This window comes from Polaribacter sp. 2405UD43-2 (assembly GCF_058147125.1).
In genome coordinates this window covers 139,450-164,459 of sequence record NZ_JBYVJX010000003.1, presented here as the reverse complement: position 1 = coordinate 164,459, position 25,010 = coordinate 139,450, and the positions used below count along the sequence as shown (strand labels likewise).

The following is a 25,010-nucleotide window of genomic DNA, read 5'->3' as shown; positions in this document are numbered from 1 at the left end:
GAATCGCTTATTCCAAACTTAATTTAGAATCCATTATAAATAATAAAAATTCACACATTCTGTGTGAATTTTATTTTATTCTAAAGTTTTAATAAACCTTGTACAAAGTTTTTCCTGTCTTTAAATAATTAATCGCGTGATTAATAGATCTTAATTTTGCTTCTTGTAATGTTTTAGTAAAATTAAATAAGAAAACAGATTTTTCTCCTATAGAAACAAATTCTAAAATTTCTAACTTCTTTTTTATATCGTAAACCACAACTTTTACATTAACAATACAAAACTCTACAGAAGTTGTTTGCATTCCTCCAAATCCATTAGGTCCAGAAGCAGAATGTCTAGTTTCTATTCTATTTGTAATTTCGAAATCTGTAAAATAGATGATATAATCTGCAGCGTTTTTATTTATTGATGAAAACTCTTTATTAACAACATCTAACTTAACATCAGAAAAGATATTGTTACTTTTTAATTCTTCAGAAAATTTCTTTACATAACTCTCTGCAAAGATTTTATTAGTTTCAAAATTCTTTTTAAAAGTTTTAGTAAACTCAAGAACTTTAACATTATCTGATGCTATTATTTTAACTTTTTTAGCGGTAGGATTCAAAATATTTTCTTTCTTTTGAATATTCTGAACATAGTGTTTTGAAACTTGACAAGACGCAAGGCTAAAGCCAACAAGTAGTAATAAAACTATTTTTTTCATAATTCTTTTTTATAGTACAAAAGTAATAAAATCTTCAATTTATTACCTTATTTTTTGATTTAAAAAGTCTACTAAAAAACAAAACATTAAGATCTAAAAATCAATTAAAAACAGAATCTTAGAATCAACTAAAATTAGAAAAAAAAGCATTTATTTGTTTACTTTAATTTGGGTTTCACCAGGAAATACTGGAGGAACAAACATATCCCCCATCAAAACAATTCCTATTAGAAAAGAATTAAAAAAATATTTTTAATAGTTGATGCATCTTTTTTAATAACTTTATGTCTTATAAGTGAACATTAAAACAAACAAAATGGAAAATAAAAATTTAGAATGCACTTGTAATTGCGAAGGCTGCAAAACTGGAGATTGTAAAAATTGTACTTGCGAGAACTGTTCTTGCTCAAATTGTAATTGTTAACTAATTGTCACCTTGAGCGCAGTCGAAAGGTTGTATAGTTCTCTACTGCGCTCGAACTGACGTTAAAAGAAACTTAATCAAGTTACGTTTTTCGAATTATAAACAACTCTCAATGACCACAAAACAAGTTTGGACTTCTTACTCTGAAGATTTAAAACGATTTATCATCAGCAAAGTAAAAGATGTTACGATTGCTGATGATATTTTACAAGATACTTTTATCAAAATTCACACAAAACTTCATACTTTAAAAGACATCACTAAACTAAAATCTTGGTGTTTTACAGTAGCCAGAAATTCAATTTTAGATTACTGGAAAGCTACTAACAAAACTTTTGAAATTGCCAATTTTGAAAAAGAAACCACATTCATAGAAAATAAACATACAGAACAAGATTGCTTAAGAGGAATTTTAAAAAGTCTTCCAAAAAAATATAGAAATCCACTGTTTTTATCTGATATAAAAGGTTTAAAACAACAAGAAGTTGCCAATCAATTAAAGCAAAGTTTGCCAACTACTAAATCTCAAATTCAACGTGCAAGAAAACTAATTGCTCAAGGTTTTATGGATTGCTGCGGATTTGTATTGAATAAAGAGGGAAACTTGGTTGGCGAAATTAAAGAAAAAGACGATTGCAAAATTTGTAGTTAATTTTCTTTTGTCATTCCTGTAAAAACAGAAATCATTCTACATTTATTTATTTACTTTTACTTTACAAATAAAGTAGATTAATGAGCATTTTTAAACACTTTAAATTCAAAATAAATCTAAAAGCAATTTATTGTCCTAAATGCGGAAAAGAGCAACCAAAAGTTAGAAAACCAAAAGGTTGGACAGAAATTCTTTTTGGAGGAGCAACTTGCAAAAAATGTGGATGTAAAATGGATAGATTTGGGAATGAAAGAAAAAAATAAAAAATTGATTAGCAAAGAATTAGAAGACTTTTACAACAAAGCCTCTGAAGAAACCAGACTCGAAAAAGGTATGGGTGTTTTTGAATTTGAAAGAATTAAAGAGCTCATTAATCAACATATTTCTAAACCAAATTCAACAATTATTGATATTGGTGGTGGCACAGGAAAATATGCTGAATGGCTTTCTAAAAAAGGACATAAAGTTCATTTAATTGAGCCCGTTTTAAAACATATAAAACTCGCAGAAAAAAGAGCCAAGAAATTAAAAAACCCTTTTTCTGTTACTGTTGGTGAAGCTACAAAATTACCTTACAAAAACAATTCTGCAGACTTGGTAATTTTACACGGCCCTTTATATCACTTGCAAAAAAGAGAAGACAGAGTTGCCGCTATTTTAGAAGCAAAAAGAGTTTTAAAAAAAGATGGAATTATTTTAGGCTTCGCAATTAATTACACAGCTTCTACTCTAGTTGGTTTAATGAATGGAATGATTCACGCAAACTCCTTTTTTGAGATGTGTAAAGAAGAATTGACTACAGGAATTCACAATGCACCAAAAGATTTTCCTTTTTTATTAGCGGATGCTTTTTACCACAAACCTCAACAATTAAAAGAAGAATTTTTAGAACAAGATCTACAATTTATAAATTTGTTTGCCGTAGAAAGTATCATTTGGTTAGACAATGAATATTTTGCCAATATGTTAGATAAAAAGAAATCGAAAACTTTAAAAGAGTTGCAAAAACTAACTCAAAATGATGCCTATTTATTGCCTTTTAGTCCTCATATGATGATTGCTGTTAAGAAGTAATTTAGTTTGTTTTTAAATTTATTTTCTGATAATTCTGATAACTTCGCTAACTGCGGATAAAAACATTTAAACATTGAATACGCTTGATAACATTAACCAAAGTAACAAACTATCTCCTCTTTTTAGCTCTACTCGCTTTCTTCTTCCTCCTGTTAAAAGGCACAGCATCATCAAAAGTATTCTTTGTTTTTTTGGCTTGTTTATTCTTTTTCCAAGAATTATTTTCGGGCAATAATTTTTGTAACAAATCTTGTCTTCCAACTTTGTTTAAAGTATTTCGAATCCAATCTTTGTTTTCCTTTTTGTACCAAAAGAAAAAACGATGTTGGTCTTCACGTTCTCTTTTTGTTTTCGGAGTTTTGGTAGGTTTTAATGTATAAGGATGATAACCTGAATAATAAATAACGGTAGCTACCGTCATTGGCGTAGGCGTAAAACCTTGCACTTGCTCTAACTGAAAGCCCATATCTTTGGTTTCGGCTGCTAGATTTGCCATATCTTCTACTTCACTTGCTGGGTGACTAGAAATAAAATACGGAATTAATTGTAGGTTTAATCTTTTCTTAATATTGATCTTGTCAAAACGCTTTTTAAATAAGTGAAAATATTTAAAAGAAGGTTTACGCATCAACTTTAAAACAGGATCAGAAGTATGTTCTGGCGCAACTTTTAATCGGCCCGAAACGTGTTTTGTCATTACTTCCTCTGTATAAGCATCCAACTCTTTTGGGTCGGCATTTTTATTGAATTCAGGCACTAACATATCGTGTCTAATTCCGCTTCCAATAAAAGATTTTTTAATTTTCGGATGTTTATCTACAGCTTGATATAATTCTGTTAACGGTTTGTGCGAAGTATCTAAATTAGAACAAATTACTGGCGAAATACAACTAGGAGCCACACATTTGTCGCAAATAGATTGTATCTTTCCTTTCATCTGATACATATTTGCAGAAGGTCCACCAATATCAGATAAATAGCCTTTAAAATCGGGCATATTTGCCACTTTATCCACTTCTCTTAAAACCGATTCTTTACTGCGACTTGCAATAAATTTACCTTGATGCGCAGAAATGGTACAAAAGCTACATCCACCAAAACATCCTCTATGAATATTGATAGAGAATTTAATCATTTCAAACGCAGGTATGGGACCACGTTTATTATATTTTGGGTGTGGTAAACGTGTAAAAGGCAAATCGAAAGAACCATCAATTTCTTTTTCTGTCATTGTTGGATAAGGTGGATTTATCACTAAAGTATTCTCAGAAATTCCTTGTAAAACTCTACGCGCTTTTAATTTATTAGATTCCTGTTCTATTACTTTAAAGTTTGCAGCAAATGTTTTTTTATCATCTAAACAAGCTTCGTGAGAATTAATAGTTACATCATCCCAATCATTTACAACTGGAAGCTTCTCTAGTTTCTCATTAATTAAAACTGCAGTCTGCTTAATATTTTTTAAACTCGAAAAAGGCACTCCTTTTTGCAATAACTCTACAATTTCTCGCAAAGGTTGTTCTCCCATTCCATAAACTAACATATCTGCTTTCGAAGTTTCTAAAATTGAAGGTAATAACTTGTCTGACCAATAATCATAATGTGTTACACGCCTTAAAGAAGCTTCAATTCCGCCAATTAAAACAGGGATTTCAGGAAACTTTTCTTTTAAAATTTTCGAATACACAGAGGTTGCATAATCGGGTCTAAAACCTTTATCACCATTTGGTGTGTAGGCGTCTTTATCACGTCTTCTTTTACTAGCAGTATAATTAGAAACCATAGGATCCATACAGCCACCAGTAACTGCAAAAAACAAACGAGGTTTTCCTAATTTTTCAAAGTCTTGTAAATTATCATTTACATTAGGCTGAGGCACAATAGCAACCCGCAAACCATAACTTTCTAAAATTCGTCCAATTACAGCAGGTCCAAAAGAAGGATGATCTACATATGCATCTCCACTAAACAAAATAACATCTAATTGTTCCCAACCACGAATTTTTACCTCTCGGTTTGTAGTTGGTAACCAATCTGTTAATTGATGTTTTTTCGTTTCTTGCATAGTTTGCAAAAGTACGAGAATTTTAATTGAATAAAATAGTATTCTTTTTATCATCTTTAGATAGACATTCTACAGCAATAATCATCAATAAAACAATCTTATTATTTATCTTTTATTTATAAATTCTATAATAGCCAAAATTCATTTTAATACAACATCCTTTTTAATAACTCTTTTTTGTTTTGTAGATTTATCGAATACTAACCCAATCTATATATGAAAAAATATTTAGCGTTTATGATCCTTGGTTTTTTGGCTTTAACCGCCTGTAAACCATCCAAAGAAAAAGAAAATACTTATGTAGCTGATAACTATACAAAACAAGAAGTTTATATTACAATGCGAGATGGTGTAAAATTACATACAACAATCTACTCTCCAAAAGACACAAAAGAAAAATATCCAATCTTAATGCAAAGAACACCTTATAGTTCTAGCCCTTATGGAAAAGGGAAAATGAAAACCAAAATTGCACCCAATAAACATTTAATGAAAGATGGCTATATTGTAGTATATCAAGATGTTCGTGGACGCTGGATGAGTGAAGGTATTTATGACAATATGCGTGCATACAAACCCAATAAAAAAGAAAATGAATCTGATGAAGTTTCTGATACTTATGACACCATAGATTGGTTGGTAAAAAATGTAAAAAACAACAATGGTAGAGTAGGTACTTGGGGAATTTCTTATCCTGGGTATTATGCAACTGTTTCTACAATTAATGCGCATCCTGCTTTAAAAGCAGCTTCTCCACAAGCTTGTATTGGCGATTTTTTCTTTGATGATTTTCATCATAATGGTGCTTTTTTATTGAGTTATTTTAGAGCAATTTCTTTGTTCGGCACTTACAAAGACACACCAACTGATTCTGCTTGGTATTCTTTTCCGAAAATGAACACACAAGATCAATATCAGTTTTTCTTAGACAAAGGTCCTTTAAAAAACTTAAACGAATATTTTCAGTATGATAAATTAGATGTAAAATCACCAAACAAAAAGAATAAAATTGATGACTTTTTCTGGAAAGAAATTGTTGAGCATCCTAATTACGATTCCGTTTGGAAAAGTAAAGGAATTATACAACATTTAGATAAAGTTCCTTCTAATGTTGCAACTATGATTGTTGGTGGTTGGTTTGATGCTGAAGATTTATATGGGCCTTTAGAAACCTATAAAGCCATAGAAAAACATCAACCAAAAAACTATAACACATTGGTTTTTGGTCCTTGGGATCATGGACGTTGGGCTAGTACAGAAGTTAGAAATGCTGTGGGTAATTATTATTTTGGAGATTCTATTTCAGTAAAGTTTCAAAAAAAAATAGAGAATAATTTCTTTCATCATTTTTTAAAAGGAAGTGGAAATCACCACACAAATATACCAGAAGCTTATGTGTATGATTCTGGTAAAAAAGAATGGAAATCGTACAATGCTTGGCCACCAAAAAATGTAGTGAAAGAAAATTGGTTTTTATCTGATAATCAAGAATTAACATCAGAAAAAAAAATAACCAAAGAAATAAAATTTATTAGTGATATAAAACGTCCTGTTCCTTATTCTGAAGATATTAAAACCGTTTTTACGCCAAGAAAATATATGACAGATGACCAACGTTTTGCTGCAAGGAGACCTGATGTTTTGGTTTTTGAAACAGATATTTTAACAGAAGATTATACTTTGGCTGGAGACATTTTAGCCAAATTAAAAGTAGCAACTACAGGAACTGCATCAGATTGGATTGTAAAAGTTATTGATGTGCATCCTGCAGATATAGAAGAAAACAATGACAAACTTCAAAATCATTTAAAAATGAGCAATTATCATTTAATGGTTAGAAGTGAAGTTATGCGTGGACGTTTTAGAAATAGTTTTGAACATCCAGAACCATTTATTCCTAATAAAAAAACAGATGTAAACATAAAGTTACAAGACGTTTTTCATACGTTTAAAAAAGGACACAAGCTACAAATTCAAATACAAAGCACTTGGTTTCCTTTGATAGATTTAAACCCGCAAACCTATGTAGATAATATTTATAAAGCTGACAAAAAAGACTTTAAAACACAAACGCATACCGTTTTTACAAATTCTAGTATAGAATTTTCTGTATTAAAATAAATTTATCAAATTCTTTTTTAAAGTACAAAGTTTAAATCCGCCAAGGCGGATTTTTTCTGTTTTTACCCGCTTTGTAAAGAATAATTTTATTGCCGTCTAAATCGTACAAATACGCTTCTCTCCAAAGCCAAGATTTATTGGTTGGTAATAAATGAAACTCAAAACCTTTTTCTAGAAGTTGCTTTACTATATCATCTAAATTATCGTCTTCAAAATAAACTACAGTTCTATTTTCTTTGGGTAATTCATCTACTTTATGAATAGAAAATGTTGCATCTCCATCTGGCAACTCAAAACGAACATAATTAGGTTTTGCATCAACAATTAAAATCAATCCTAATTTTTGATAAAATTCTGTTGCTTTTTTAACATCTAAAGAAGGTATTGTAACTTGATTTAAATTCATACTATTAAATTTTTTCTCTATTTAAAACTCGTAACAGATACATTAAAATAATTACTCCTAAAAGTGCAAAAATTGTAATTGCGTTCCAAGTAAACTCAAAGCCAAATTCATCAACTAACTGCATACCAACATTATGGCTAAAAATATGTGACAACGAAAAAGCAATGCCATACAAAGCCATATATTCTCCCTGATTTCCTTTTTTTGCGCGCTCTACAACAAATGCGTTCGAAAACGGAAAAGCTATCATTTCTCCAATGGTCATCAATAACATTCCAAAAATTAAGATGCCAATCCAACCCGAAAGGTTTAAAACTATAAAACTTAATGCCACTAAAAATAAGCCCAAAGTAATTAGTTTTATTTTAGATTTTTTAGAATCTTCTAACCACTTTATCAATGGCATTTCAAACAAGAAAATAAAGAATCCGTTAAACCCCATTAACAAACCTATTTCGAATTCAGACAAAAAACGATTGTCTTTATAATACAAAGGCATTGTAGAAAAGTATTGTAAGAATACAAAACCGAAGATGAACATTGCTATAAAGAAGATCCAAAAAGCTTTGTCTTTATAGGCAGAAATTGGGTTTTCAGCTTTTACTTCATCCAACACTTTTACTTTCTTCGGATGCAAAACTATCAACAATAAAAAAGAGGCTAAAACACAAGTTACACCATCTGCCCAAAACAAACCTTGATAACCAATTCCTGTAATTATTAAACCGCCAATTGCGGGTCCTGCAGAAAAACCTAAATTAATTGCCAAGCGAATTAAAGTTACTGAACGTGTTTTATTTTCTGGTGTACTATAAGCACTTAACGCAACAAACATAGCTGGTCTAAAAGCATCTGCCACTAACATTACTAAAAAAATGCCTATACAAAATCCTTGAAAAGTTGTAATATATTGTAATAAAACAAATAGAATTCCTGTAAGAATTAAGCTCACAAACATTACTTTGTAATATCCTATTCTGTCGGTTAATTTTCCGCCAATCCAAGTTCCAACAACAGAGCCTACTCCAAAGAAAGTCATAATCCAACCAACATCAGACAAAGAAAAATTGAGGCTTTTTGTAAGGTATAAAGATAAAAAAGGAATAACCATTGTGCCAGATCTGTTTATAAAAGTGATTAATGATAACCACCAAACTTCTTTAGAAAGCCCTCTAAAAGTGTTTATGTAATTGCTATATAATTTCTTCATTTTTGGTTGTAGTTGATATTTAGATACTGAAACTAGTTCAGTATAAGTGCCACTAATCAATTCTGATAAGAATTGAAGTTTTCTAATAATAAAAAAGTCCGGCTAAATAGCCGGACTTTTACAATTGTTTGATTTTATATTGATATCATCAAAACATATAAATACACCGACTTTTTTGTGAGAAACACGATTGCTTGGTTGTATATGTAATGACTTTTTTCATTCTATTAATTGTTAAATCTGCGGTAAAACTACATAAAATTTTTGAATATTGTATTTTTGATGTGTAAATCTTTATAAAAATGAAATTTAAGAAAAGAATTTTATATTCAATATTCATCCTTTTACTGCTTTTTATTGCCAATATTTTTATTTCTACAGGATATTTTAAAACCATAGAAAATAAGTTTGATGGTAAGATTATTAAAAAAATAAACTTGCCTGGTGCTGAAGATATTGTAGTAAGTAGGGTTGATAGTTTTGCCATTATTTCATCTACTGCAAGAAATAAATTCCCTAACAAAAAACAAGAAATTGGCGGTTTGTATTTTATCGATTTAAAAAACAAAGATTTTACACCAATCCATTTAACTAAAAACTTAAAAAAACCATTTGCACCTCACGGAATTTCTATTTTTAAGAAAGATAGTGTTTATACAATTGCAGCTATAAATCACACAAGAGAAGGAGAACTTATTGAGATTTTTCAACTTAAAAACAAAGAATTAATTCATCAAAAAACATTAAAAAACGAACTTATATTTAGCCCAAATGATGTTGTTTTATTAGACGAAACCAGGCTTTACTTTACAAACGATCATAAATACAAAGAAGGTTTACAACGTTTGGCAGAAGATTATTTAGGCTTATCAATTTCTAATGTTGTTTATTTTGATGGTAAAAATTATACAGAAGTTGCAGACGGAATTGCCTATGCAAACGGAATTAATTTTGATAAAAACCGTAACTTACTTTTTGTAGCATCACCAAGAAAATTTTTGGTAAAAGTGTATCAAAAAAACAAAGATAATTCACTAGATTTTATAGAAGATATTGATTGTAAAACTGGTGTTGACAATATTGAGTTTGATGCTGAAAATAATTTATGGATTGGTGCACATCCTAACTTATTGCATTTTGCAACCTATGCAAAAGGTAAAAAAGAAATAGCTCCATCAGAAATTATAAAGATTAATTACCGCAAAAAAGGTGATTATTCTATAGCGCAAATTTATATGGAAGATGGCACAGCAATGTCTGCATCTACAGTAGCTGCAACTTTTGGCAGTCTTATTTTAACAGGAAATGTGATGGACAATAATTTTCTAATTTTAGAAAGAACCAAAAACTAATTTTATACTTTAGCAACTATGAAAAAAATAGCTACAATAATATTATTCTTATTGATGTTTACTTCTTGCGGAAGTAGAAAATCGTTTCAAAGTTTTTTTAACAATCATAAAAAAGATATGGGCGTTACTGCTTTTCAGGTTCCTAATTTTATGAGAGCTTTGTTAACCAATATTTCTCCAGAAATAAACCGTTTATTTGGCAATGTTAAAGATTTTAAATTCATTACTTTTAAAGATATTTCTACAGAAAAACAGCAAACTTTAATTCAAGAAATAGATTTGATTACTGCAAATAGTTTTACAGATATTTTAAGAACAAATAGTGTAGAAAAAACGAAAATAATCTCTGTAAAAGAAGCAGGAACTGTGGTTACACAAGCCATTATTTTTAATTCTACATTGGCAAAAAGTTCGGTAATTTATTTAAAAGGAAATTTTGATTCTAATAAATTAAAAGAATTATCAGAAACCAATCAGTTTGAAAATTTATCAAATAAGTTAATACAAAACTATAATACCACACCAAAAACGTCAGGTTTTTAATCCAAATTAAAAATGAAAAAAATACTTTTATACTTCGCTTTATTACTAATGATTTCTTGTAATTCTCAAGACAAAAGACCACTTCTTGGAGAAACTCCTTATCAACAAAAAGAAAATGCTCGTTTTAAAGATGCATCAAAATCACCTTTAAAAAAGAAGGATTTAAAAAACTTTAAAAGCTTAGATTTTTTCCCTGTAGATTCAACTTTTATTATAAAAGCCAACTTTACCAAAACAGAAAATGCGCCAACTTTTGAAATGGCAACCACCACAGATAGAAAACCTTTGTACAAAGAATATGGCGTTTTAACTTTTTTATTAAAAGGAAAAAAATGCCAATTAACCATTTACCAAAATCAAGATAATTTGCGCAATGAAAAATACAAAAACCATTTATTTTTACCTTTTACAGATGCAACTTCTGGCAACGAATCTTATGGTGGTGGGCGTTATATGGATGTGCTAACCACAGACATTACCAAAGAAAACACTATAATATTAAATTTTAACAACACCTACAATCCTTATTGTGCTTATAATGACAGATATTCTTGCCCTTTAACGCCAAGAAAAAATCATTTAGAAGTTGCTATAAAAGCTGGTATTAAAGTGTTTAAAAAGCATTAATTTTTAGAAACTATTTCCTGCTTTCACTACTCGCTTTTTTCGTTCCTCAAAAGAGCTCAAACAAACCGTTCAATCAGGGTTAGACCTGTTTGCTAACTTTTACCAATTAAAAAAGGAAATTAAGAATTTATAGAAATATCACTTTTTAAATCTAACTCAATAGCATTTTCTAAATCTAATAAATGTTGCTTTCTAACTTTTAATTTGGTTTCAGAATGTGCTTTTTTATTCACTTTAAAAAACATTTGGACAACTTTAATAGCAGTTGGTAATAACTGATTTTGGGGCACAATTATATCTAAAAATCCAGCATCAATAGCTTGTTTCGGATTATAAATTTCTGCATTATTTACACTTCTGTTTACATAAACTTCAGACAAACGTGCTTTGGCAATGGCAATTCCTGCATTGTGCATTGTCATACCAATCATTACTTCGTTTAAACCAATTTTAAAATCGCCTTCTGTACCAATTCTATAATCTGCAGACAATAATAAAAATGCGCCTTTTGCAATGGCGTGACCAGAACAAGCTATAATAATTGGTTGCGAAAAAGACAGCATTCTGAGTGATAATTTAGAACCTTTTGTAACCAATTCTTTAGCAGATTCAGCTGATTTTGTCATCACTTTTAAATCGAAACCTGCAGAGAAAATTCCGCTCTGACCTGTTAAGATTACAACTTTTTTTTCTTGCTCTGCTTTGTCTAAGCTTGTAGATAATTGGTCTATAACTGCGTGCGAAATTGCGTTAGCTTTTCCGTTATTAATAGTAATTATTGCGTAATTTTCTTCAGATTTATAAGTAACCAATTTATTCATAAGTTGTTCTTTTTATTTAGTTTTCGATATCAATTTATTCATTTTTTATAAATTTATAGAACTGATATTATATAAATTTAACCAAGTACATTCCTGTAAAAACAGCTAAAAAACCAATCACAAAACTTGCTATTGTGTAGAAAGCAAAAGAGGTAAAATCTCCAGATTTTAAGAATATGTGATTTTCATAAGCAAAGGTAGAAAAGGTAGTAAAACCTCCACAAAAACCTGTTGCCAACAATAAAGTATGATTGTGAGAAAGTGCTTCATTTTTTGCAGCATATCCTAAAATAACTCCTATTAAAAGGCTTCCTAAAATATTGGCAGCAAACGTTCCGTAAGGAATTCCATCTTCGGTATTATTTAGTAATTTTCCAATAATATATCGTAAAACACTACCAAAACCTCCTCCAATAAAAACAAATAATAATTGTTTCATTATAATTTAATTTCATCAACATCTACCCAATTTTTCTTTTGAGTAACTGTTCCTTTATTTAAAATCATAACTCCAGGATTTGCACGAATCATTGTTTTTAAAGTGGTTTCATCGCAAAACAAAAAATTGAAAGGTAAGTTGTGTTTTTCTTTTGCAGCAATTAAATCGTCTGAAAAAGAAGCTGAAACTCCGTAAACTGTATACCCTTTATTTTTAGCTTTTGTTGCAATTTCTTTTATAGAAGGATACCCATTTTCATCAATCTTATCTAAATTATAAATAATGATGAGCATCACTTTTTCTTGCTTCAATAATTCTGGTGCTAAATCTGATTGCTCATTTTCTAACATAAAATCGTGTACAGGAGGAATACCACCATCTTCTGGAAATTCCATTCCTTTTTCTAAGTTTTTACCCACTGCATAAGGTCTGAAATCGACAATTGGTAAATGTGTTAAAACGTGTTGTACAATAAACATAAAAACCGCTAACGAAACCAAAGTGATTAACTTCGGAATTTTACCTTTAAAAATGGGTTTTATCAATGCTACTTTTATCAATAAAATGATGATGAATGCAATTAAAATTACATTTTTATAAAAGGTTTCCCAAGGCGAAAGTTTTATAGCATCGCCAAAACAACCACAGTCTGTTACTTTGTTATAATAGGCAGAATACCAAGTTAGAAATAAGAAAATGAGGGTTAGAATTAGCAAACTCCAAACTGTAAATTTTGGTTTGTAGCCAATTAAAATCATTACACCTAATAAAATTTCTGCAACAATTAACACAATGGCAAATGGCAAAGCAAACGGAATTAAAAATTCTATATTTAAAACTGATTCAGAAAAATATTCTTGAAACTTGTATTGAGAACCAATTGGGTCTACCAATTTTACAAAGCCCGAAAAAATAAATAAGGCTCCTACTATTATTCTTGAGAGTTGGACTAGTATTTTCATATTCGATTTTTAATTGAATTTATTTTGAAAACTTACAGATACAATTTTACAAAGAGATTGCTTCATCCTTCGCAATAACAAAACTTTAAAACTTAGTTCCTCTGTAACTTTGCAACTTAATAAACTTTGTAACTTTTTTAACTCAAATGTATCATCGCAAAAACAGCATAGTTAATCATATCTTGATAATTAGCATCTATACCTTCAGAAACTAACGTTTTTCCTTTATTGTCTTCAATTTGCTTAACCCGCAATAATTTTTGTAAAATTAAATCTGTTAAACTAGAAACACGCATATCTCTCCAAGCTTCACCATAATCGTGGTTTTTATCCATCATTAAATCTTTGGTGATTTTAGCGTGTTTATCATACAAAACTGTTGCTTGCTCAGTATTTAAATCAGGGTTTTCTACAACTCCATTTTCTAACTGAATTAACGCCATAATAGAATAGTTGATAATCCCAATAAACTCAGATTTTTCTCCTTCATCTACTTTTCTTACCTCATTTTCTTGTAATTGACGTATTCTTTGTGCTTTAATAAATATTTGATCAGTTAATGATGGTAAACGTAAAATTCTCCAAGCTGAACCATAATCGCTCATCTTTTTTATGAATAAACTTCTACATTCATCTATTGCTGCATCATATTGTTTTGAGGTATCTTGCATTTTTGTAAAAAAGTATTTCTTCAAATGTAGTAAAACTTCAAAGCATTTCATTTATTTTTACAATGAATTTATCAACCATTATTATGAACTCTCTTAGAGAGGTTTCTCTAAAAAAATGAAGAAGATTGTCGTTTTTTGTGGCTCAAGTTTAGGCTTTAATCCTATTTACAAAGAAGCTGCTATAGCATTAGGAAACTATTTTATTAAAAATAAAATTGGATTGGTTTATGGTGGAGGAAAAATTGGAATGATGGGTATTCTTTCTGATACAATTCTAAAACAAAATGGCGAAGTTATTGGTGTAATTCCTAAATTATTAGAAAAAGAAGAAGTGATTCATACTGATGTAGAAGAAATGATTGTTTGCAAAAACATAAGCGAACGCAAAGTAATTATGAGTAAATTAATTGATGGCTACATTACACTTCCTGGTGGTTTTGGTACTTTAGATGAACTCTTTGAAGCCTTAACGCTAAACCAATTACATATAGAACAAAAACCTGTTGGGCTATTAAATGTAAATGGTTTTTTTGATGCAATTTTGTTACAATTAAACAAAATGGTTGCAGAAGGTTATTTAAAACAAACCAACAAAGATTTGCTATTAGTTGGCAATTCTGTAGATGAATTAATGCAAAAAATGAATAATTACAAGGCGCCAGAAATTAGCCACGTAATTAATAAAGTAGTGAGTTAATGACCATAAATTGCAAAGGAACTTTAGTAAATCTATCATCACCAAAAGTTATGGGTATTTTAAATATTACACCCGATTCTTTTTTTGACGGAGGTAAATACAAAAACGAATCTAATATTTTACATCAAACAGAAAAAATGCTTTCAGAAGGCGCAACTTTTATTGATGTTGGTGCCTATTCTTCTAGACCTGGAGCTAAACATATTTCTGAAAATGAAGAACTCAAAAGAATTGTTCCTGTTATTAATTTGTTGATTAAAAACTTTCCTGAAATTATCATTTCTGTAGATACTTTTAGAAGTAAAGTTGCCCAAGAAACCATACAAAATGGAGCAGCAATAGTTAACGATATTTCTGGCGGCAAAATGGACGACAATATGTTTAAAACTGTTGCCAATCTGCAAGTTCCTTATATTTTAATGCATATGTTGGGCACACCACAGAATATGCAAAAAAATCCTGTTTATAAAGATGTTACTAAAGAAATTATTTCATTTTTTGCAGAACAAATTTTTAAATTACATCAACTAAAATTGAATGATATTATTATTGATGTAGGTTTTGGATTTGGAAAAACCATCGACCATAATTTTGAAATTCTAAAAAATTTAGAACTCTTTAAAAGTTTGGATGTACCAATTTTAGCAGGAATTTCAAGAAAATCTATGCTGTACAAAACCTTAGATATTTCTGCACAAGAAGCTCTAAACGCCACCACATCTGCCAATACAATTGCTCTTTTAAATGGCGCAAATATTTTACGAGTTCATGATGTAAAAGAAGCAGTAGAAGCTGTAAAAATTGTAAATCAAATTTCTTTTTAGAAGCTTTTTCCTGCTTTCGCTACTCGCTTTTTTCGTTCCTCAAAAGAACTCAAACAAACCGCTTAATCAGGGCTAAACTTGTTTGCCAACTTTTGGCTAGTAAAATCTGGCATCTTTTTTGTTAAAATTATGTTAACACCAAAACTCAACTTAGTTAAACTTTAAAAGTGATTTTCAATATTTCTTGAAAAGAAAATCAATTTATTAATTTTTAAAACTTACTATTATGAGTAGAAAACATTTGCCAGAAATTAATGCTGGCTCAATGGCAGACATCGCATTTTTATTATTAATCTTCTTTTTGGTAACCACAACATTAAATGTAGATTCTGGAATTATGAGAAAGCTTTCTCAAAAACAAGAAAACCCTCCAGAGGTTTTCATAAAAGATAAAAACATTTTAGAAGTTAATATGAACAAAAACAACGAATTATTTGTAGAAGGTAGTATAATTCAATTAAAAGAATTAAAACAAATTGCAATCGATTTTATAGATAATGGTGGTGGCTTAGACAGTAACAAAAATATGTGCGATTGGTGTACAGGCAAGAAATTAAAAACTTCTTCAGACCATCCATCAAAAGCATTTATATCAGTAAAAACAGATAGAGCAACTAATTACGAAACGTATATTTCTGTATTAAATATTTTAAATGCTTCTTATACGCATTTACGCAATAAACTATCCGTAAAAATGTATGGTAAAAATTATGTGAGTTTGTTAGAGGATGCTAAAAATGATTCTAAAAACAAAGAAATAATTGAACAAAAAATAAGATTGATTCGAGAAAAATATCCACTTTTATTATCGGATGCAGAAATTAAAAACTGATATTGTAATCAGCAAATTTATTAGTACTTTAGCCTAAAATCAAGAAACTTTATGTTCGATTTTATAGAATTTTCTTTATTAGATGTTTTAGATATTTTATTGGTGGCAACACTACTCTATTACATTTATAAATTATTAAAAGGTACTGTTGCCATAAACATTGTTATTGGTATTGCATTTATTTTCTTAATCTGGAAAATTACACAAGCTTTAAAAATGGAAATGCTAAGTGGCATTTTAGGCTATTTACTTTCTGGTGGAGTTATTGCACTCATCATTGTTTTTCAACAAGAAATAAGAAAATTTTTATTAATGATTGGTACCACAAACTTTACCAATAAAAAAAGTTTTTTAAGTCAACTTAAATTTTTACAAACAGAAATTGGTTCTGACATTGACACTGAAACCATTTTAGAAGCTTGTAAAAAAATGTCGAAATCTAAAACGGGCGCATTAATTGTTATTGAACGTACAAATGCATTAGATTTTTTAATTAATTCTGGCGACTCAATAAATGCACAAGTAAATGAAGTGATTTTAGAAAGTATATTCTATAAGAATAGTCCTTTACATGATGGCGCTTTAATTATTAGAGATAATTTTATAGTTGCCACAAGAGTGGTTTTACCAATTTCTGATAGTGCAATCCCTTCAAGATTTGGTTTAAGACACAAAGCTGCCATTGGTGTATCAGAAAAAACAGATGCAGTTTGTTTATTAGTTTCTGAAGAAACAGGAGAGATTTCTTATATAAAAGATGGTGGATTTGTTTTGTTTTCTAATTATGACGAACTTAATGAAAAACTTAAAAAAGATTTGATGTAAATAAAAAAAGGTTCTCAAAATTGAGAACCTTTTTTATTGTAAAATTTATCTAATTATTTAGAGGGTGCCATTTTAGCTTGAATTTGCGACAAAACACTTTTATATTTTGTTAACTCATTTGCATCTAATTTAGAAGCCAACTCTTTACCTTGCTTTAATAAAGAAGCTCCTTTTGCTGCCATTGCAGTAATCTTAGCAACATTACCTTTAGCATCTACATAGTTTTTAGCATACTGTGCATATTCTAATAAGTTTTTGGTTACAGCCTCATTAGAAAAACTAGGAATAGTAATTCCTTCTAAAGCAGAAGTTAAACTTTTCTTAACCTCTGTTTCTACTTCTTTTACAGCATCTTTAACACTTTTCTCTGTTTTTTCAACAGTTTTTTCTACTTCTGTTTTAACTTCTTTTGCATCTTTTTTTTCAGATTTACAAGAAGTAAAAACGAATGCTCCCATTACGAAAATTGATAATACGATTTTTTTCATCTTTTTTGATTTGTTTTTGATTTGTTTTTGATTGAATAACAAATATAATTGAAAAAAATTGTATAAACTAAAAAGTATTTAAGAAGCGTTCTCTAAACTGAACTGTTTTTCGTATAAGTTTTTGTAATAACCGTTTTCTTTCTCAAGCAATTCATTATGAGTTCCTTTCTCTACAATTAAGCCTTTATCCATTACAATAATTTTATCAGCCTGTTTTATAGTTGCCAATCTATGCGCAATAACTATAGAAGTTCTACCTTTTGTTATGGTTTCTGTTGCATACTGAATCATTTGTTCTGCATGCGCATCTACAGAAGATGTTGCTTCGTCTAAAATTAAAATACTGGGTTTACTAACATAAGCTCGTAAAAATGCAATTAACTGTCTTTGACCAGAAGATAACATTGCGCCACGTTCTTTTACATTATAATGATATCCTCCTGGAAGTGTCATAATAAAATTGTGAATACCAATTTGTTTTGCTGCTTTTTGTACTTCTGCTAAAGTGATATTTTTATTCTTTAAAGTGATGTTATTTAAGATAGAATCTGAAAATAAAAATACATCTTGCAAAACCACTGTAACTTGATTTCTTAAACTCTCTAAAGTGTATTTATTGATAGATACATCATCAACACAAATGGTACCACTATCAATTTCATAAAAACGATTGATTAAATTGATAATGGTAGATTTTCCTGCACCAGTTGCACCTACAATTGCAATGGTTTGTCCGCTTTTTACATCTAAAGAAATCCCTTTTAAAACTTCTTCATCTTTTATATAACTAAATCTAACCTCTTTAAAGTTGATGTTTCCTTTTAATTTTTCTGCTTTAATAGTTCCGTTTTTAACAATGCTGCTTTGCGTATCCATCACTTTAAAAACGCGTTCACCAGAAACAATTCCCATTTGTAATTGATTAAATTTATCTGCAATTTGGCGTAAAGGTCTGAATAACATTTGTGCCATTTGTACAAAAGCCATTACTGTTCCTGGTCCTGCAACTTCGTTTCCAATAATTTGTTTGCTACCAAACCAAACTATCAATCCAATTCCTATAGAAGATAAAATTTCTGCAATGGGAAAGAAAATTGAAAAATACCAAATGGTTTTTACATACGCTTCTTTGTGCTTATTATTAATTTCTTTAAAGTTTTTATATTCAATTTTTTCTCTGTTAAAGAGTTGTACAATTTTCATTCCTGTAACTCTTTCTTGCACAAATCCGTTTAAATTTGCTACCTGATTTCTAACTTCCTGAAATGTTGCTTTTATGGCTTTTTGAAAAATTCTTGTGGCATAAATTAAAATAGGCAAAACTGCTAAAGCTATTAAAGCTAATTTCCATTTTAAATAAAACATTAATGCAGCTACTGCAAACATTTGCAACACATCACTTACAATTGTAAAAACGCCACTACTAAAAAATGCCGCAATTGTTTCGATATCAGAAACCACTCTTGTTACAAGTTTACCAACAGAATTGGTATCGAAATAAGACATTTTAAACTGTAAAATATGCCTAAAAATTTTTGCTCTTATATCTCTAATAATATGTTGCCCAACCCAATTTGCAAAATAAATAAATGTAAAGCGTAATAATACTTCTAAAAGTATAACACCAAACATTAACATTACATTATTTATAAGCCCTTGTGTATCTTTTTCTGTAATGTATTTATCTACAGTTTCTTTAATTAAATAAGGGTTTATTAAAGAAACGCAAGCCAACAAAATTGTAGCAGCAGAAGCAATAAAAAAGTTTAATTTATAGCGTTTTGCAAAAGACATTAGTCTTAAAAAAATTTGTAAATCAAATGCTTTTCCTGTTTTATCTGCCAAAATCTAATATTTTATTTTTGTTAAAAATAGTCCTTTTGCAGGAACTGACAATCCTGCATTACTCCTGTTTTTACTTTCAATAATTTTTCTAAAATCTTCTTTGGTTATTTTACCTAAACCAACATCTACTAAAGTACCCACAATGGCTCTTACCATATTTCTTAAAAAACGATTTGCAGAAATATAGAAAGTAAGTTCTTTTCCTTCTAATTTCCAAAAAGCTTCTGTAACATCGCAATTATAGGTATAAACATCTGTTTTTACTTTAGAAAAAGTTTGAAAATTTGTGTAATCTAGCAATAATTTTGCTGCGTCATTCATTAAACTAATGTCTAATTTTTGCGAATGAATTTGCCAAGAAAAATCTAATAAAAAAGGATTTCTGCCTAACCAAATTTTGTATTCGTAACTTCTACTAGTTGCATTAAAGCGAGCGTGTTTTTCATCATCAACTTTAAAAACATTATACACTACAATATCTTTTGGCAACAGTGAATTTAATTTATGCGGAATGTCTCCTTTTAATTCTTTACCAACATCAAAATGCGCAAACATTTGTGAGGCGTGAACGCCAGTATCTGTTCTTCCTGCACCCACAACTTCGATGTTTTTTTGAGTGATGGTACTCACTGCATGATTCAATTTTTCTTGCACAGAAATTACATCTGGTTGAATTTGCCAACCGTGATAATTTTTTCCGTTATAAGAAAGTTCTATAAAATATCTCAAGAAATATTGTTTTTGAAGACTTCAAAATTACGGAATTTATTTTGTTATCCTTACTTTTGACCATTAAGTAACTTTAAGTATTTATACTTTTTTAAAATAAGGTTTCTTTTTTACTACTCAAATGAAAAAAATTCTATTATTATCAGACACTCATAGTTATATAGATGCCCAAATATTAAAATTTGTAAAACAAACAGATGAAGTTTGGCATGCAGGTGATATTGGCGATTTAAAAGTTACAGATTCTATAAAAAAGTTAAAACCTTTGCGTGCTGTTTTTGGTAATATTGATGGTAAAGATGCTAGATCTGAATTTCCTTTAGACGCCAAATTTAAGGTAGAAAATGTTTCAGTTTGGATGACACATATTGGTGGATATCCTAATAACTATTATCAAAGAATTCGTAATGAGATAAAGATAAATCCACCTAAAATATTTATTTCTGGACATTCTCATATTTTAAAAATTCAGTTTGATAAAAAACTAAATTTATTACATTTAAATCCTGGTGCAGCTGGCAAACACGGTTTTCATAAAGTAAGAACAATGTTGCGTTTTGAGTTAGAAAATGGGGATATAAAAAATATGGAAATTATAGAATTAGAAAAAAGATCTTAAGCATTTTGTTGCTCTAAAACTGGCAATTCTACATAAATAATGGTACCGTTATTTTTTGATGAATCTATTTGAAACTTTCCTTTCATTATTTGAATTCTAGCATCTATTTGGTTTATTCCTAAACCGTCTTTAACTGTAATTTTAGTTTTATCGAAACCAACTCCATCATCAGTAATTTTAAAAGACAAATTACCATTTATTTCTTCTAAATTAATAGTTGCATTTTTTGCCTTACTATGTTTTAAAATATTGTTAACAAACTCTTGAATTATATTATAAACCTTTATTTCAAAATTTTGGGGATATCTGCTCACCTCACCAATTTCTGTTTTTATTTCTATTTGAGAATTAGAATACTTGCTAGCCATATCTTTAATTGCAAATGCTAATCCGAATTTTAATAAAACAGAAGAAACAAGTGTATGAGATAAGTCTCTTATTTTTTGTGATGCTTCTGTAATAATCTTCTGAGTTTTATCAATTTCTACAGGAGCTTTTCCGTTAAATTGCCCCCTTGATGCTTGTAAATGTAGATTTGCTGAAGACAATAATGCGCTAACACTATCATGTAAAGTTTCGGCAATTTGTTTTCTTTCTGATTCTTTACCATCTATAGTAGCATTTAAAATTCTTGTTTGAGAATCAGATCTAATTTTTTCTATTTTTTGATTTTGGAGTAATTGAGACTGCGTTAGTTTTAATCCTAAATTTTTTTGCTTTAGTTTATAAAAATTTACCCAAAATAATAATGAAACAATAACAATAAGTCCTCCAATTCCAATAATCCAAAAAGTTCTTTGCGCTTTTAATCTTTTGTTTTCTTCTTCTCTTTTTATTCCTTTAACATCATATTCAGCAGCAACAGTTTCAATCATTGTTCTTATTTCTTTATCTTTTATTCTATCTTCTATTTCAAAAGATAATTCTTGAAAATCATACGCTTTATAATCTTTTAAATTTCTCATTGCCCAAGCTAAATTAGAATACAAATTCGCTTTATACCTTATGGCTATTGCACTTTCGTCATTTTTTATTAATTCAATTCCTTCTATATATAGTTCTTTAGATTTTTTAAAATCTCCTAAAGATAAATATATATTACCCAAATTATTTAATGCAATTGCTTGACTTTTTTTCTTTTTTCTTAATTTATGGATATTAATAGCTTTAATTGCATAGTTCTTTGCTTGATCGAAAAGAGAATCTCTTTCATAAATTCCTGATAAATTACCAAAAGAAATTGCCTTATAACCTAAAATATCAGGATTTAAAGAAGAAATATTTTCAATTTGTTTGTAGTAGGTTTTTGCACTATCTTTTTTAGCTATTTTTTGATAAAAACTACCAATTCTTAAAATAGTTCTTGCATAACTTGGGTTAACAAAAATACTTTCATTATTAATATCTGCTATTTTATATTTTAAAACAGATAAAGCTTTTTTTTGATACTCAATAGCTTTTGAATATTTATTGGTTTTATCGTAAATATCAGCTATTAAAGTTGATACTTTAAACAATGAATTAAAGTTTTGACTTTCTTTTAGTGTATCATAAAGGTTTAAAGCTTTTTTTAAAGCATCAATATAATTTTCTTCCTTATATATTTTAACAATATTATTATAATGATTATCTAATATAGTATCTTTTTGAAATAAGAAAATTGAAGAAGCTTCTTTAAAAGAAGCTTCTTCAATTTTTATTTTACTTGTTTTTGCGTTTATATAATTTAAACTAAAAAAAAAAGTAAAAAAGTATATTATTAATCTAAATTTACTCAAAAAAATATTCTTTTGTAATTATAAACTTATTATTACATTTCTTCGCTTTCGCCTGTACCTATAATCACTCTTGGTTTTCTTCTAACAGCAAAATCTTCTCCTTTAGATTTTGCATTTGAAATATGATTTACAAAATCGAACTTTAAAGCTTTACCATTTTCTTTTTCTAATACTCTCGAAAATTTATTTGCAGCACTTTTACCGCTTTCTAAATGTATTTCGTAAGTATCAATATCTTCATTATAAACAAAATCTACTTTTACATTATTACCTACTTTAAAATCAAGATTAAAAGTTCCATCTCCATTACTAGAAATGCTATAATCTTTTAACTTGTTACTTTCGCTTTTCTTAGCTAATCTTATATCATCATCAGTTAATGTTATTAAAGGTAAATTATCAGATTTTCTATCTACAAAACCAACTTTTAATTGATTCCCTTCAATATTTAAATCTTGAGTTACTTTTTTAACTGACTTATTGTCTGACGAATATAAGTGATATTTATTTGTTTTTGTAGCATCATCAAAAACTTTATTTACTGTTCCTCCTTCGTTTAATACTAAATCTAAAGAATATGCTCCAGATGCATCTCTATTAATTTTAAATGTTTTTAATAAATCTACTGATTGCTCTTCTGGAATAAGAGTTTCATTTGAAGAACAAGAGGAAAGTACAAATGCAATTGAAGTAAATAATACTAGTAAATTTAAATTTTTCATGGTAATAATGTTTAATAATTTTGTTTAGGTTAACTAGGGGTTGGGGATTATTTATATTTATATTTAGTAGATTAACAATGTATGCTTACAATAATTGTATTATTTGGGGGAATAGAATAGCAGGTTTTTTAGGGGGAAGATATTAAAATCAAAACCTGAAATAGTCTTATTTGGGGATAGGACTATACTATATTGTTTTTTACTGCATACATTGCTAAACCTACTGCATTTTTTACATTTAATTTTTTTAATAAACTCTTTCTATATGTTTCTACTGTGTTTACACTAAGGTTCATTTTGTCTGCCATTTCTATTGTGCTATATTCTTTGGTAATTAACCTCAACACGTCTAACTCTCTTTCTGTTAATGTGTCTAAGAGAAAATTATCTGGCATATCTCCTTGGGGTACCATCTGACCTGTGAATGATTTAAGTAAACTGCTTTGAATGTCGTTACTAAAATATTGTTCTCCTCTTGCAACAGCTTTAATAGCGTTAACTATGTGCTCTCCTGCATTATTTTTAGAAATATATCCTCTACAACCAAGGTTTAATACTTCTTGAACAATCTTAACATCATCATAACTAGACAATATAATTACTTTTTGGTCTATTTTTTCCTTCTTAAAATGCTTTAAGACTTGAAAACCATCTAATTCTGGCATTGTAATATCTAATATTAAAACGTCAGCAGAGTTTTCTTTTTTACTAAACCAGTCTACAACTTCTTGTCCTGTTAAAGAGTAACCTCTTATCTCAATTTCTTTGTCAGTATTTATTACAGCTATGATTCCTTCTATTAATATTTTATGATCATCAGCTACGTGAACGTATATCTTTTCTTTCATTTTTACATTACAAATTTAAAGTACATCTAAAGATCTTACAACCCCCATTTTCAGTGAAATTTTCTTCTCACGGAAAACCGTGAGAAGCCTCACGGAAAACCGTGAGAAACACCTTGTAAATAACTGATAATTAAGCTTTTAAAAAAACACAAAAATTAACTCTTTTTACATAAAATCTATAATGTAAAAATACGGCTTTTATCTTTTTCTTCTTAAAGTTTATTAAAAATAAAAAAACCGAGAATAAATTCTCGGTTTTTTTTCGCACTAAATATACTAAGATGTTAGGCTTATCGTAATCTATCTACAGATTTTACAAGATCTTCATCCTTTTTAATAGCTTTATTTGCCAAAACAATAAGCAAAATAGCTAAAATTGGTAAGAACATCCCAATACCTTTCTCCGAAATCGAAACTCCTCCAGGTAGCGTTAGCGATACATAAATCAACAATCCTAATAAAAAAAGGTTTATCAAAATTATTATTCTACCTACTACAAATTGTAGCTTTCTATTTTTAAATAAAAATATTGTTACAATAGAAATAATTGCAGAAAGTAAAAATAGTAATGGAATTACTTTTAAAAGTAAAGATTCTCTAGAAAATAAATCCAAAACAAAAATTTCTTCTTTAAGGTTTTCCCATAAATCGAACACAAAAATTAAGCCTCCAGAAACTGCGGATGCTAATAATAAATAGATACTTTGTATTCTTTGAATCATCTTAA

General features: G+C 28.9%; 28 protein-coding genes. 13 read left to right on the top strand and 15 right to left on the bottom strand.

The window, feature by feature from the left end; all coding sequences use genetic code 11:
• Window positions 1–88: 88 nt before the first annotated feature.
• Complete coding sequence (locus tag ACY2RX_RS05965) at window positions 89–709, bottom strand: hypothetical protein (protein ID WP_490103059.1); 621 nt, start codon at window positions 707–709, stop codon at window positions 89–91.
• A 154-nt stretch (window positions 710–863) separates the two neighbouring features.
• Between ACY2RX_RS05965 and ACY2RX_RS05960 the strand changes: the two genes are divergently transcribed.
• From ACY2RX_RS05960 to ACY2RX_RS05945, 4 genes are all read left to right on the top strand, one after another.
• Entirely contained in the window at window positions 864–965 is a 102-nt protein-coding gene (locus ACY2RX_RS05960) for a DUF3703 domain-containing protein (protein WP_490103058.1), read from the top strand.
• A gap of 280 nt (window positions 966–1,245) precedes the next feature.
• On the top strand, window positions 1,246–1,785 hold the full coding sequence (locus tag ACY2RX_RS05955) for a sigma-70 family RNA polymerase sigma factor (protein ID WP_490103057.1): 540 nt from the start codon (window positions 1,246–1,248) through the stop codon (window positions 1,783–1,785).
• A gap of 80 nt (window positions 1,786–1,865) precedes the next feature.
• Complete coding sequence (locus ACY2RX_RS05950; RefSeq protein ID WP_490103056.1) at window positions 1,866–2,048, top strand: hypothetical protein; 183 nt, start codon at window positions 1,866–1,868, stop codon at window positions 2,046–2,048.
• Complete coding sequence (locus ACY2RX_RS05945; protein ID WP_490103055.1) at window positions 2,032–2,859, top strand: class I SAM-dependent methyltransferase; 828 nt, start codon at window positions 2,032–2,034, stop codon at window positions 2,857–2,859. The genes ACY2RX_RS05950 and ACY2RX_RS05945 overlap by 17 nt, the downstream gene beginning before the upstream one ends.
• 109 nt (window positions 2,860–2,968) lie before the next feature.
• Here the strand turns inward: ACY2RX_RS05945 and ACY2RX_RS05940 are convergent, their stop codons facing one another.
• Entirely contained in the window at window positions 2,969–4,924 is a 1,956-nt protein-coding gene (locus ACY2RX_RS05940; RefSeq protein WP_490103054.1) for a YgiQ family radical SAM protein, read from the bottom strand.
• A gap of 216 nt (window positions 4,925–5,140) precedes the next feature.
• On the opposite strand from ACY2RX_RS05940, the gene ACY2RX_RS05935 reads away from it, so the two are divergent.
• On the top strand, window positions 5,141–7,045 hold the full coding sequence (locus ACY2RX_RS05935) for a CocE/NonD family hydrolase (RefSeq protein WP_490103053.1): 1,905 nt from the start codon (window positions 5,141–5,143) through the stop codon (window positions 7,043–7,045).
• Between the two features lie 31 nt (window positions 7,046–7,076).
• Here the strand turns inward: ACY2RX_RS05935 and ACY2RX_RS05930 are convergent, their stop codons facing one another.
• Window positions 7,077–7,451, bottom strand: a complete 375-nt coding sequence (locus tag ACY2RX_RS05930; protein ID WP_490103052.1) for a VOC family protein — start codon at window positions 7,449–7,451, stop codon at window positions 7,077–7,079.
• A 4-nt stretch (window positions 7,452–7,455) separates the two neighbouring features.
• On the bottom strand, window positions 7,456–8,661 hold the full coding sequence (locus ACY2RX_RS05925) for an MDR family MFS transporter (RefSeq protein WP_490103051.1): 1,206 nt from the start codon (window positions 8,659–8,661) through the stop codon (window positions 7,456–7,458).
• A gap of 302 nt (window positions 8,662–8,963) precedes the next feature.
• On the opposite strand from ACY2RX_RS05925, the gene ACY2RX_RS05920 reads away from it, so the two are divergent.
• From ACY2RX_RS05920 to ACY2RX_RS05910, 3 genes are read left to right on the top strand one after another with little or no spacing between them, the layout of a single operon-like run.
• Window positions 8,964–10,013 (top strand): SMP-30/gluconolactonase/LRE family protein, encoded by a 1,050-nt coding sequence (locus ACY2RX_RS05920; protein ID WP_490103050.1) that lies wholly within the window; start codon window positions 8,964–8,966, stop codon window positions 10,011–10,013.
• 18 nt (window positions 10,014–10,031) lie between these two features.
• On the top strand, window positions 10,032–10,556 hold the full coding sequence (locus tag ACY2RX_RS05915; protein WP_490103049.1) for a DUF4252 domain-containing protein: 525 nt from the start codon (window positions 10,032–10,034) through the stop codon (window positions 10,554–10,556).
• A gap of 12 nt (window positions 10,557–10,568) precedes the next feature.
• On the top strand, window positions 10,569–11,183 hold the full coding sequence (locus ACY2RX_RS05910; protein ID WP_490103048.1) for a DUF1684 domain-containing protein: 615 nt from the start codon (window positions 10,569–10,571) through the stop codon (window positions 11,181–11,183).
• Window positions 11,184–11,302: 119 nt separating this feature from the next.
• On the opposite strand, the gene ACY2RX_RS05905 is transcribed toward ACY2RX_RS05910, so the two are convergent.
• The 4 genes from ACY2RX_RS05905 to ACY2RX_RS05890 all read right to left on the bottom strand — a co-directional run bounded on the left by ACY2RX_RS05905 (window position 11,303) and on the right by ACY2RX_RS05890 (window position 14,076).
• Entirely contained in the window at window positions 11,303–12,004 is a 702-nt protein-coding gene (locus tag ACY2RX_RS05905) for a crotonase/enoyl-CoA hydratase family protein (protein ID WP_490103047.1), read from the bottom strand.
• A gap of 67 nt (window positions 12,005–12,071) precedes the next feature.
• Complete coding sequence (gene crcB, locus ACY2RX_RS05900) at window positions 12,072–12,443, bottom strand: fluoride efflux transporter CrcB (protein WP_490103046.1); 372 nt, start codon at window positions 12,441–12,443, stop codon at window positions 12,072–12,074.
• Window positions 12,443–13,405 (bottom strand): BT_3928 family protein, encoded by a 963-nt coding sequence (locus tag ACY2RX_RS05895; protein WP_490103045.1) that lies wholly within the window; start codon window positions 13,403–13,405, stop codon window positions 12,443–12,445. The genes crcB and ACY2RX_RS05895 overlap by 1 nt, the downstream gene beginning before the upstream one ends.
• 137 nt (window positions 13,406–13,542) lie before the next feature.
• Window positions 13,543–14,076: a DUF1599 domain-containing protein gene (locus tag ACY2RX_RS05890; RefSeq protein WP_490103044.1), complete on the bottom strand. Its 534-nt coding sequence runs from the start codon at window positions 14,074–14,076 to the stop codon at window positions 13,543–13,545.
• Window positions 14,077–14,191: 115 nt separating this feature from the next.
• Here ACY2RX_RS05890 and ACY2RX_RS05885 point away from each other — a divergent pair, with 115 nt between their 5' ends.
• The 4 genes from ACY2RX_RS05885 to cdaA all read left to right on the top strand — a co-directional run bounded on the left by ACY2RX_RS05885 (window position 14,192) and on the right by cdaA (window position 17,254).
• The gene (locus ACY2RX_RS05885) at window positions 14,192–14,773 is read left to right on the top strand and encodes an LOG family protein (protein WP_490103043.1); all 582 of its coding nucleotides are present in this window, start codon (window positions 14,192–14,194) and stop codon (window positions 14,771–14,773) included.
• A complete protein-coding gene (folP, locus tag ACY2RX_RS05880; protein WP_490103042.1) occupies window positions 14,773–15,597 on the top strand; it encodes a dihydropteroate synthase in 825 nt (274 codons plus the stop codon). Before ACY2RX_RS05885 ends, folP begins: the two co-directional genes overlap by 1 nt.
• A 226-nt stretch (window positions 15,598–15,823) precedes the next feature.
• Window positions 15,824–16,429 (top strand): ExbD/TolR family protein, encoded by a 606-nt coding sequence (locus tag ACY2RX_RS05875; RefSeq protein WP_490103041.1) that lies wholly within the window; start codon window positions 15,824–15,826, stop codon window positions 16,427–16,429.
• A gap of 51 nt (window positions 16,430–16,480) precedes the next feature.
• Window positions 16,481–17,254, top strand: coding sequence for a diadenylate cyclase CdaA (cdaA, locus tag ACY2RX_RS05870; RefSeq protein WP_490103040.1), 774 nt, complete (start codon window positions 16,481–16,483; stop codon window positions 17,252–17,254).
• Between the two features lie 53 nt (window positions 17,255–17,307).
• Here cdaA and ACY2RX_RS05865 read toward each other — a convergent pair whose 3' ends face one another.
• From ACY2RX_RS05865 to truA, 3 genes are all read right to left on the bottom strand, one after another.
• Window positions 17,308–17,742: a hypothetical protein gene (locus tag ACY2RX_RS05865; RefSeq protein ID WP_490103039.1), complete on the bottom strand. Its 435-nt coding sequence runs from the start codon at window positions 17,740–17,742 to the stop codon at window positions 17,308–17,310.
• Window positions 17,743–17,820: 78 nt separating this feature from the next.
• Window positions 17,821–19,587: an ABC transporter ATP-binding protein gene (locus ACY2RX_RS05860; RefSeq protein ID WP_490103038.1), complete on the bottom strand. Its 1,767-nt coding sequence runs from the start codon at window positions 19,585–19,587 to the stop codon at window positions 17,821–17,823.
• 3 nt (window positions 19,588–19,590) lie between these two features.
• Complete coding sequence (gene truA, locus ACY2RX_RS05855; RefSeq protein WP_490103037.1) at window positions 19,591–20,316, bottom strand: tRNA pseudouridine(38-40) synthase TruA; 726 nt, start codon at window positions 20,314–20,316, stop codon at window positions 19,591–19,593.
• 121 nt (window positions 20,317–20,437) lie between these two features.
• On the opposite strand from truA, the gene ACY2RX_RS05850 reads away from it, so the two are divergent.
• Window positions 20,438–20,935, top strand: a complete 498-nt coding sequence (locus ACY2RX_RS05850) for a metallophosphoesterase family protein (protein ID WP_490103036.1) — start codon at window positions 20,438–20,440, stop codon at window positions 20,933–20,935.
• Here ACY2RX_RS05850 and ACY2RX_RS05845 read toward each other — a convergent pair.
• The 4 genes from ACY2RX_RS05845 to ACY2RX_RS05830 all read right to left on the bottom strand — a co-directional run bounded on the left by ACY2RX_RS05845 (window position 20,932) and on the right by ACY2RX_RS05830 (window position 25,005).
• A complete protein-coding gene (locus tag ACY2RX_RS05845; RefSeq protein ID WP_490103035.1) occupies window positions 20,932–22,713 on the bottom strand; it encodes a tetratricopeptide repeat-containing sensor histidine kinase in 1,782 nt (593 codons plus the stop codon). The two genes, ACY2RX_RS05850 and ACY2RX_RS05845, sit on opposite strands and share 4 nt — an antisense overlap.
• Window positions 22,714–22,745: 32 nt before the next feature.
• Window positions 22,746–23,435: a hypothetical protein gene (locus tag ACY2RX_RS05840; RefSeq protein ID WP_490103034.1), complete on the bottom strand. Its 690-nt coding sequence runs from the start codon at window positions 23,433–23,435 to the stop codon at window positions 22,746–22,748.
• Window positions 23,436–23,617: 182 nt separating this feature from the next.
• A complete protein-coding gene (locus ACY2RX_RS05835) occupies window positions 23,618–24,283 on the bottom strand; it encodes a response regulator (RefSeq protein WP_490103033.1) in 666 nt (221 codons plus the stop codon).
• Window positions 24,284–24,573: 290 nt separating this feature from the next.
• Entirely contained in the window at window positions 24,574–25,005 is a 432-nt protein-coding gene (locus ACY2RX_RS05830; RefSeq protein ID WP_490103032.1) for a DUF4293 domain-containing protein, read from the bottom strand.
• Window positions 25,006–25,010 lie beyond the last annotated feature (5 nt).

Excerpts from the sequence above, each read along its gene's own strand:
- ACY2RX_RS05965 (WP_490103059.1), bottom strand. The coding sequence starts at position 709 with ATGAAAAAAATAGTTTTATTACTACTTGTTGGCTTTAGCCTTGCGTCT.
- ACY2RX_RS05955 (WP_490103057.1), top strand. The coding sequence starts at position 1,246 with ATGACCACAAAACAAGTTTGGACTTCTTACTCTGAAGATTTAAAACGA.
- ACY2RX_RS05950 (WP_490103056.1), top strand. The coding sequence starts at position 1,866 with ATGAGCATTTTTAAACACTTTAAATTCAAAATAAATCTAAAAGCAATT.
- ACY2RX_RS05945 (WP_490103055.1), top strand. The coding sequence starts at position 2,032 with ATGAAAGAAAAAAATAAAAAATTGATTAGCAAAGAATTAGAAGACTTT.
- ACY2RX_RS05940 (WP_490103054.1), bottom strand. The coding sequence starts at position 4,924 with ATGCAAGAAACGAAAAAACATCAATTAACAGATTGGTTACCAACTACA.
- ACY2RX_RS05935 (WP_490103053.1), top strand. The coding sequence starts at position 5,141 with ATGAAAAAATATTTAGCGTTTATGATCCTTGGTTTTTTGGCTTTAACC.
- ACY2RX_RS05930 (WP_490103052.1), bottom strand. The coding sequence starts at position 7,451 with ATGAATTTAAATCAAGTTACAATACCTTCTTTAGATGTTAAAAAAGCA.
- ACY2RX_RS05925 (WP_490103051.1), bottom strand. The coding sequence starts at position 8,661 with ATGAAGAAATTATATAGCAATTACATAAACACTTTTAGAGGGCTTTCT.
- ACY2RX_RS05920 (WP_490103050.1), top strand. The coding sequence starts at position 8,964 with ATGAAATTTAAGAAAAGAATTTTATATTCAATATTCATCCTTTTACTG.
- ACY2RX_RS05915 (WP_490103049.1), top strand. The coding sequence starts at position 10,032 with ATGAAAAAAATAGCTACAATAATATTATTCTTATTGATGTTTACTTCT.
- ACY2RX_RS05910 (WP_490103048.1), top strand. The coding sequence starts at position 10,569 with ATGAAAAAAATACTTTTATACTTCGCTTTATTACTAATGATTTCTTGT.
- ACY2RX_RS05905 (WP_490103047.1), bottom strand. The coding sequence starts at position 12,004 with ATGAATAAATTGGTTACTTATAAATCTGAAGAAAATTACGCAATAATT.
- crcB (WP_490103046.1), bottom strand. The coding sequence starts at position 12,443 with ATGAAACAATTATTATTTGTTTTTATTGGAGGAGGTTTTGGTAGTGTT.
- ACY2RX_RS05895 (WP_490103045.1), bottom strand. The coding sequence starts at position 13,405 with ATGAAAATACTAGTCCAACTCTCAAGAATAATAGTAGGAGCCTTATTT.
- ACY2RX_RS05890 (WP_490103044.1), bottom strand. The coding sequence starts at position 14,076 with ATGCAAGATACCTCAAAACAATATGATGCAGCAATAGATGAATGTAGA.
- ACY2RX_RS05885 (WP_490103043.1), top strand. The coding sequence starts at position 14,192 with ATGAAGAAGATTGTCGTTTTTTGTGGCTCAAGTTTAGGCTTTAATCCT.
- folP (WP_490103042.1), top strand. The coding sequence starts at position 14,773 with ATGACCATAAATTGCAAAGGAACTTTAGTAAATCTATCATCACCAAAA.
- ACY2RX_RS05875 (WP_490103041.1), top strand. The coding sequence starts at position 15,824 with ATGAGTAGAAAACATTTGCCAGAAATTAATGCTGGCTCAATGGCAGAC.
- cdaA (WP_490103040.1), top strand. The coding sequence starts at position 16,481 with ATGTTCGATTTTATAGAATTTTCTTTATTAGATGTTTTAGATATTTTA.
- ACY2RX_RS05865 (WP_490103039.1), bottom strand. The coding sequence starts at position 17,742 with ATGAAAAAAATCGTATTATCAATTTTCGTAATGGGAGCATTCGTTTTT.
- ACY2RX_RS05850 (WP_490103036.1), top strand. The coding sequence starts at position 20,438 with ATGAAAAAAATTCTATTATTATCAGACACTCATAGTTATATAGATGCC.
- ACY2RX_RS05840 (WP_490103034.1), bottom strand. The coding sequence starts at position 23,435 with ATGAAAAATTTAAATTTACTAGTATTATTTACTTCAATTGCATTTGTA.
- ACY2RX_RS05835 (WP_490103033.1), bottom strand. The coding sequence starts at position 24,283 with ATGAAAGAAAAGATATACGTTCACGTAGCTGATGATCATAAAATATTA.
- ACY2RX_RS05830 (WP_490103032.1), bottom strand. The coding sequence starts at position 25,005 with ATGATTCAAAGAATACAAAGTATCTATTTATTATTAGCATCCGCAGTT.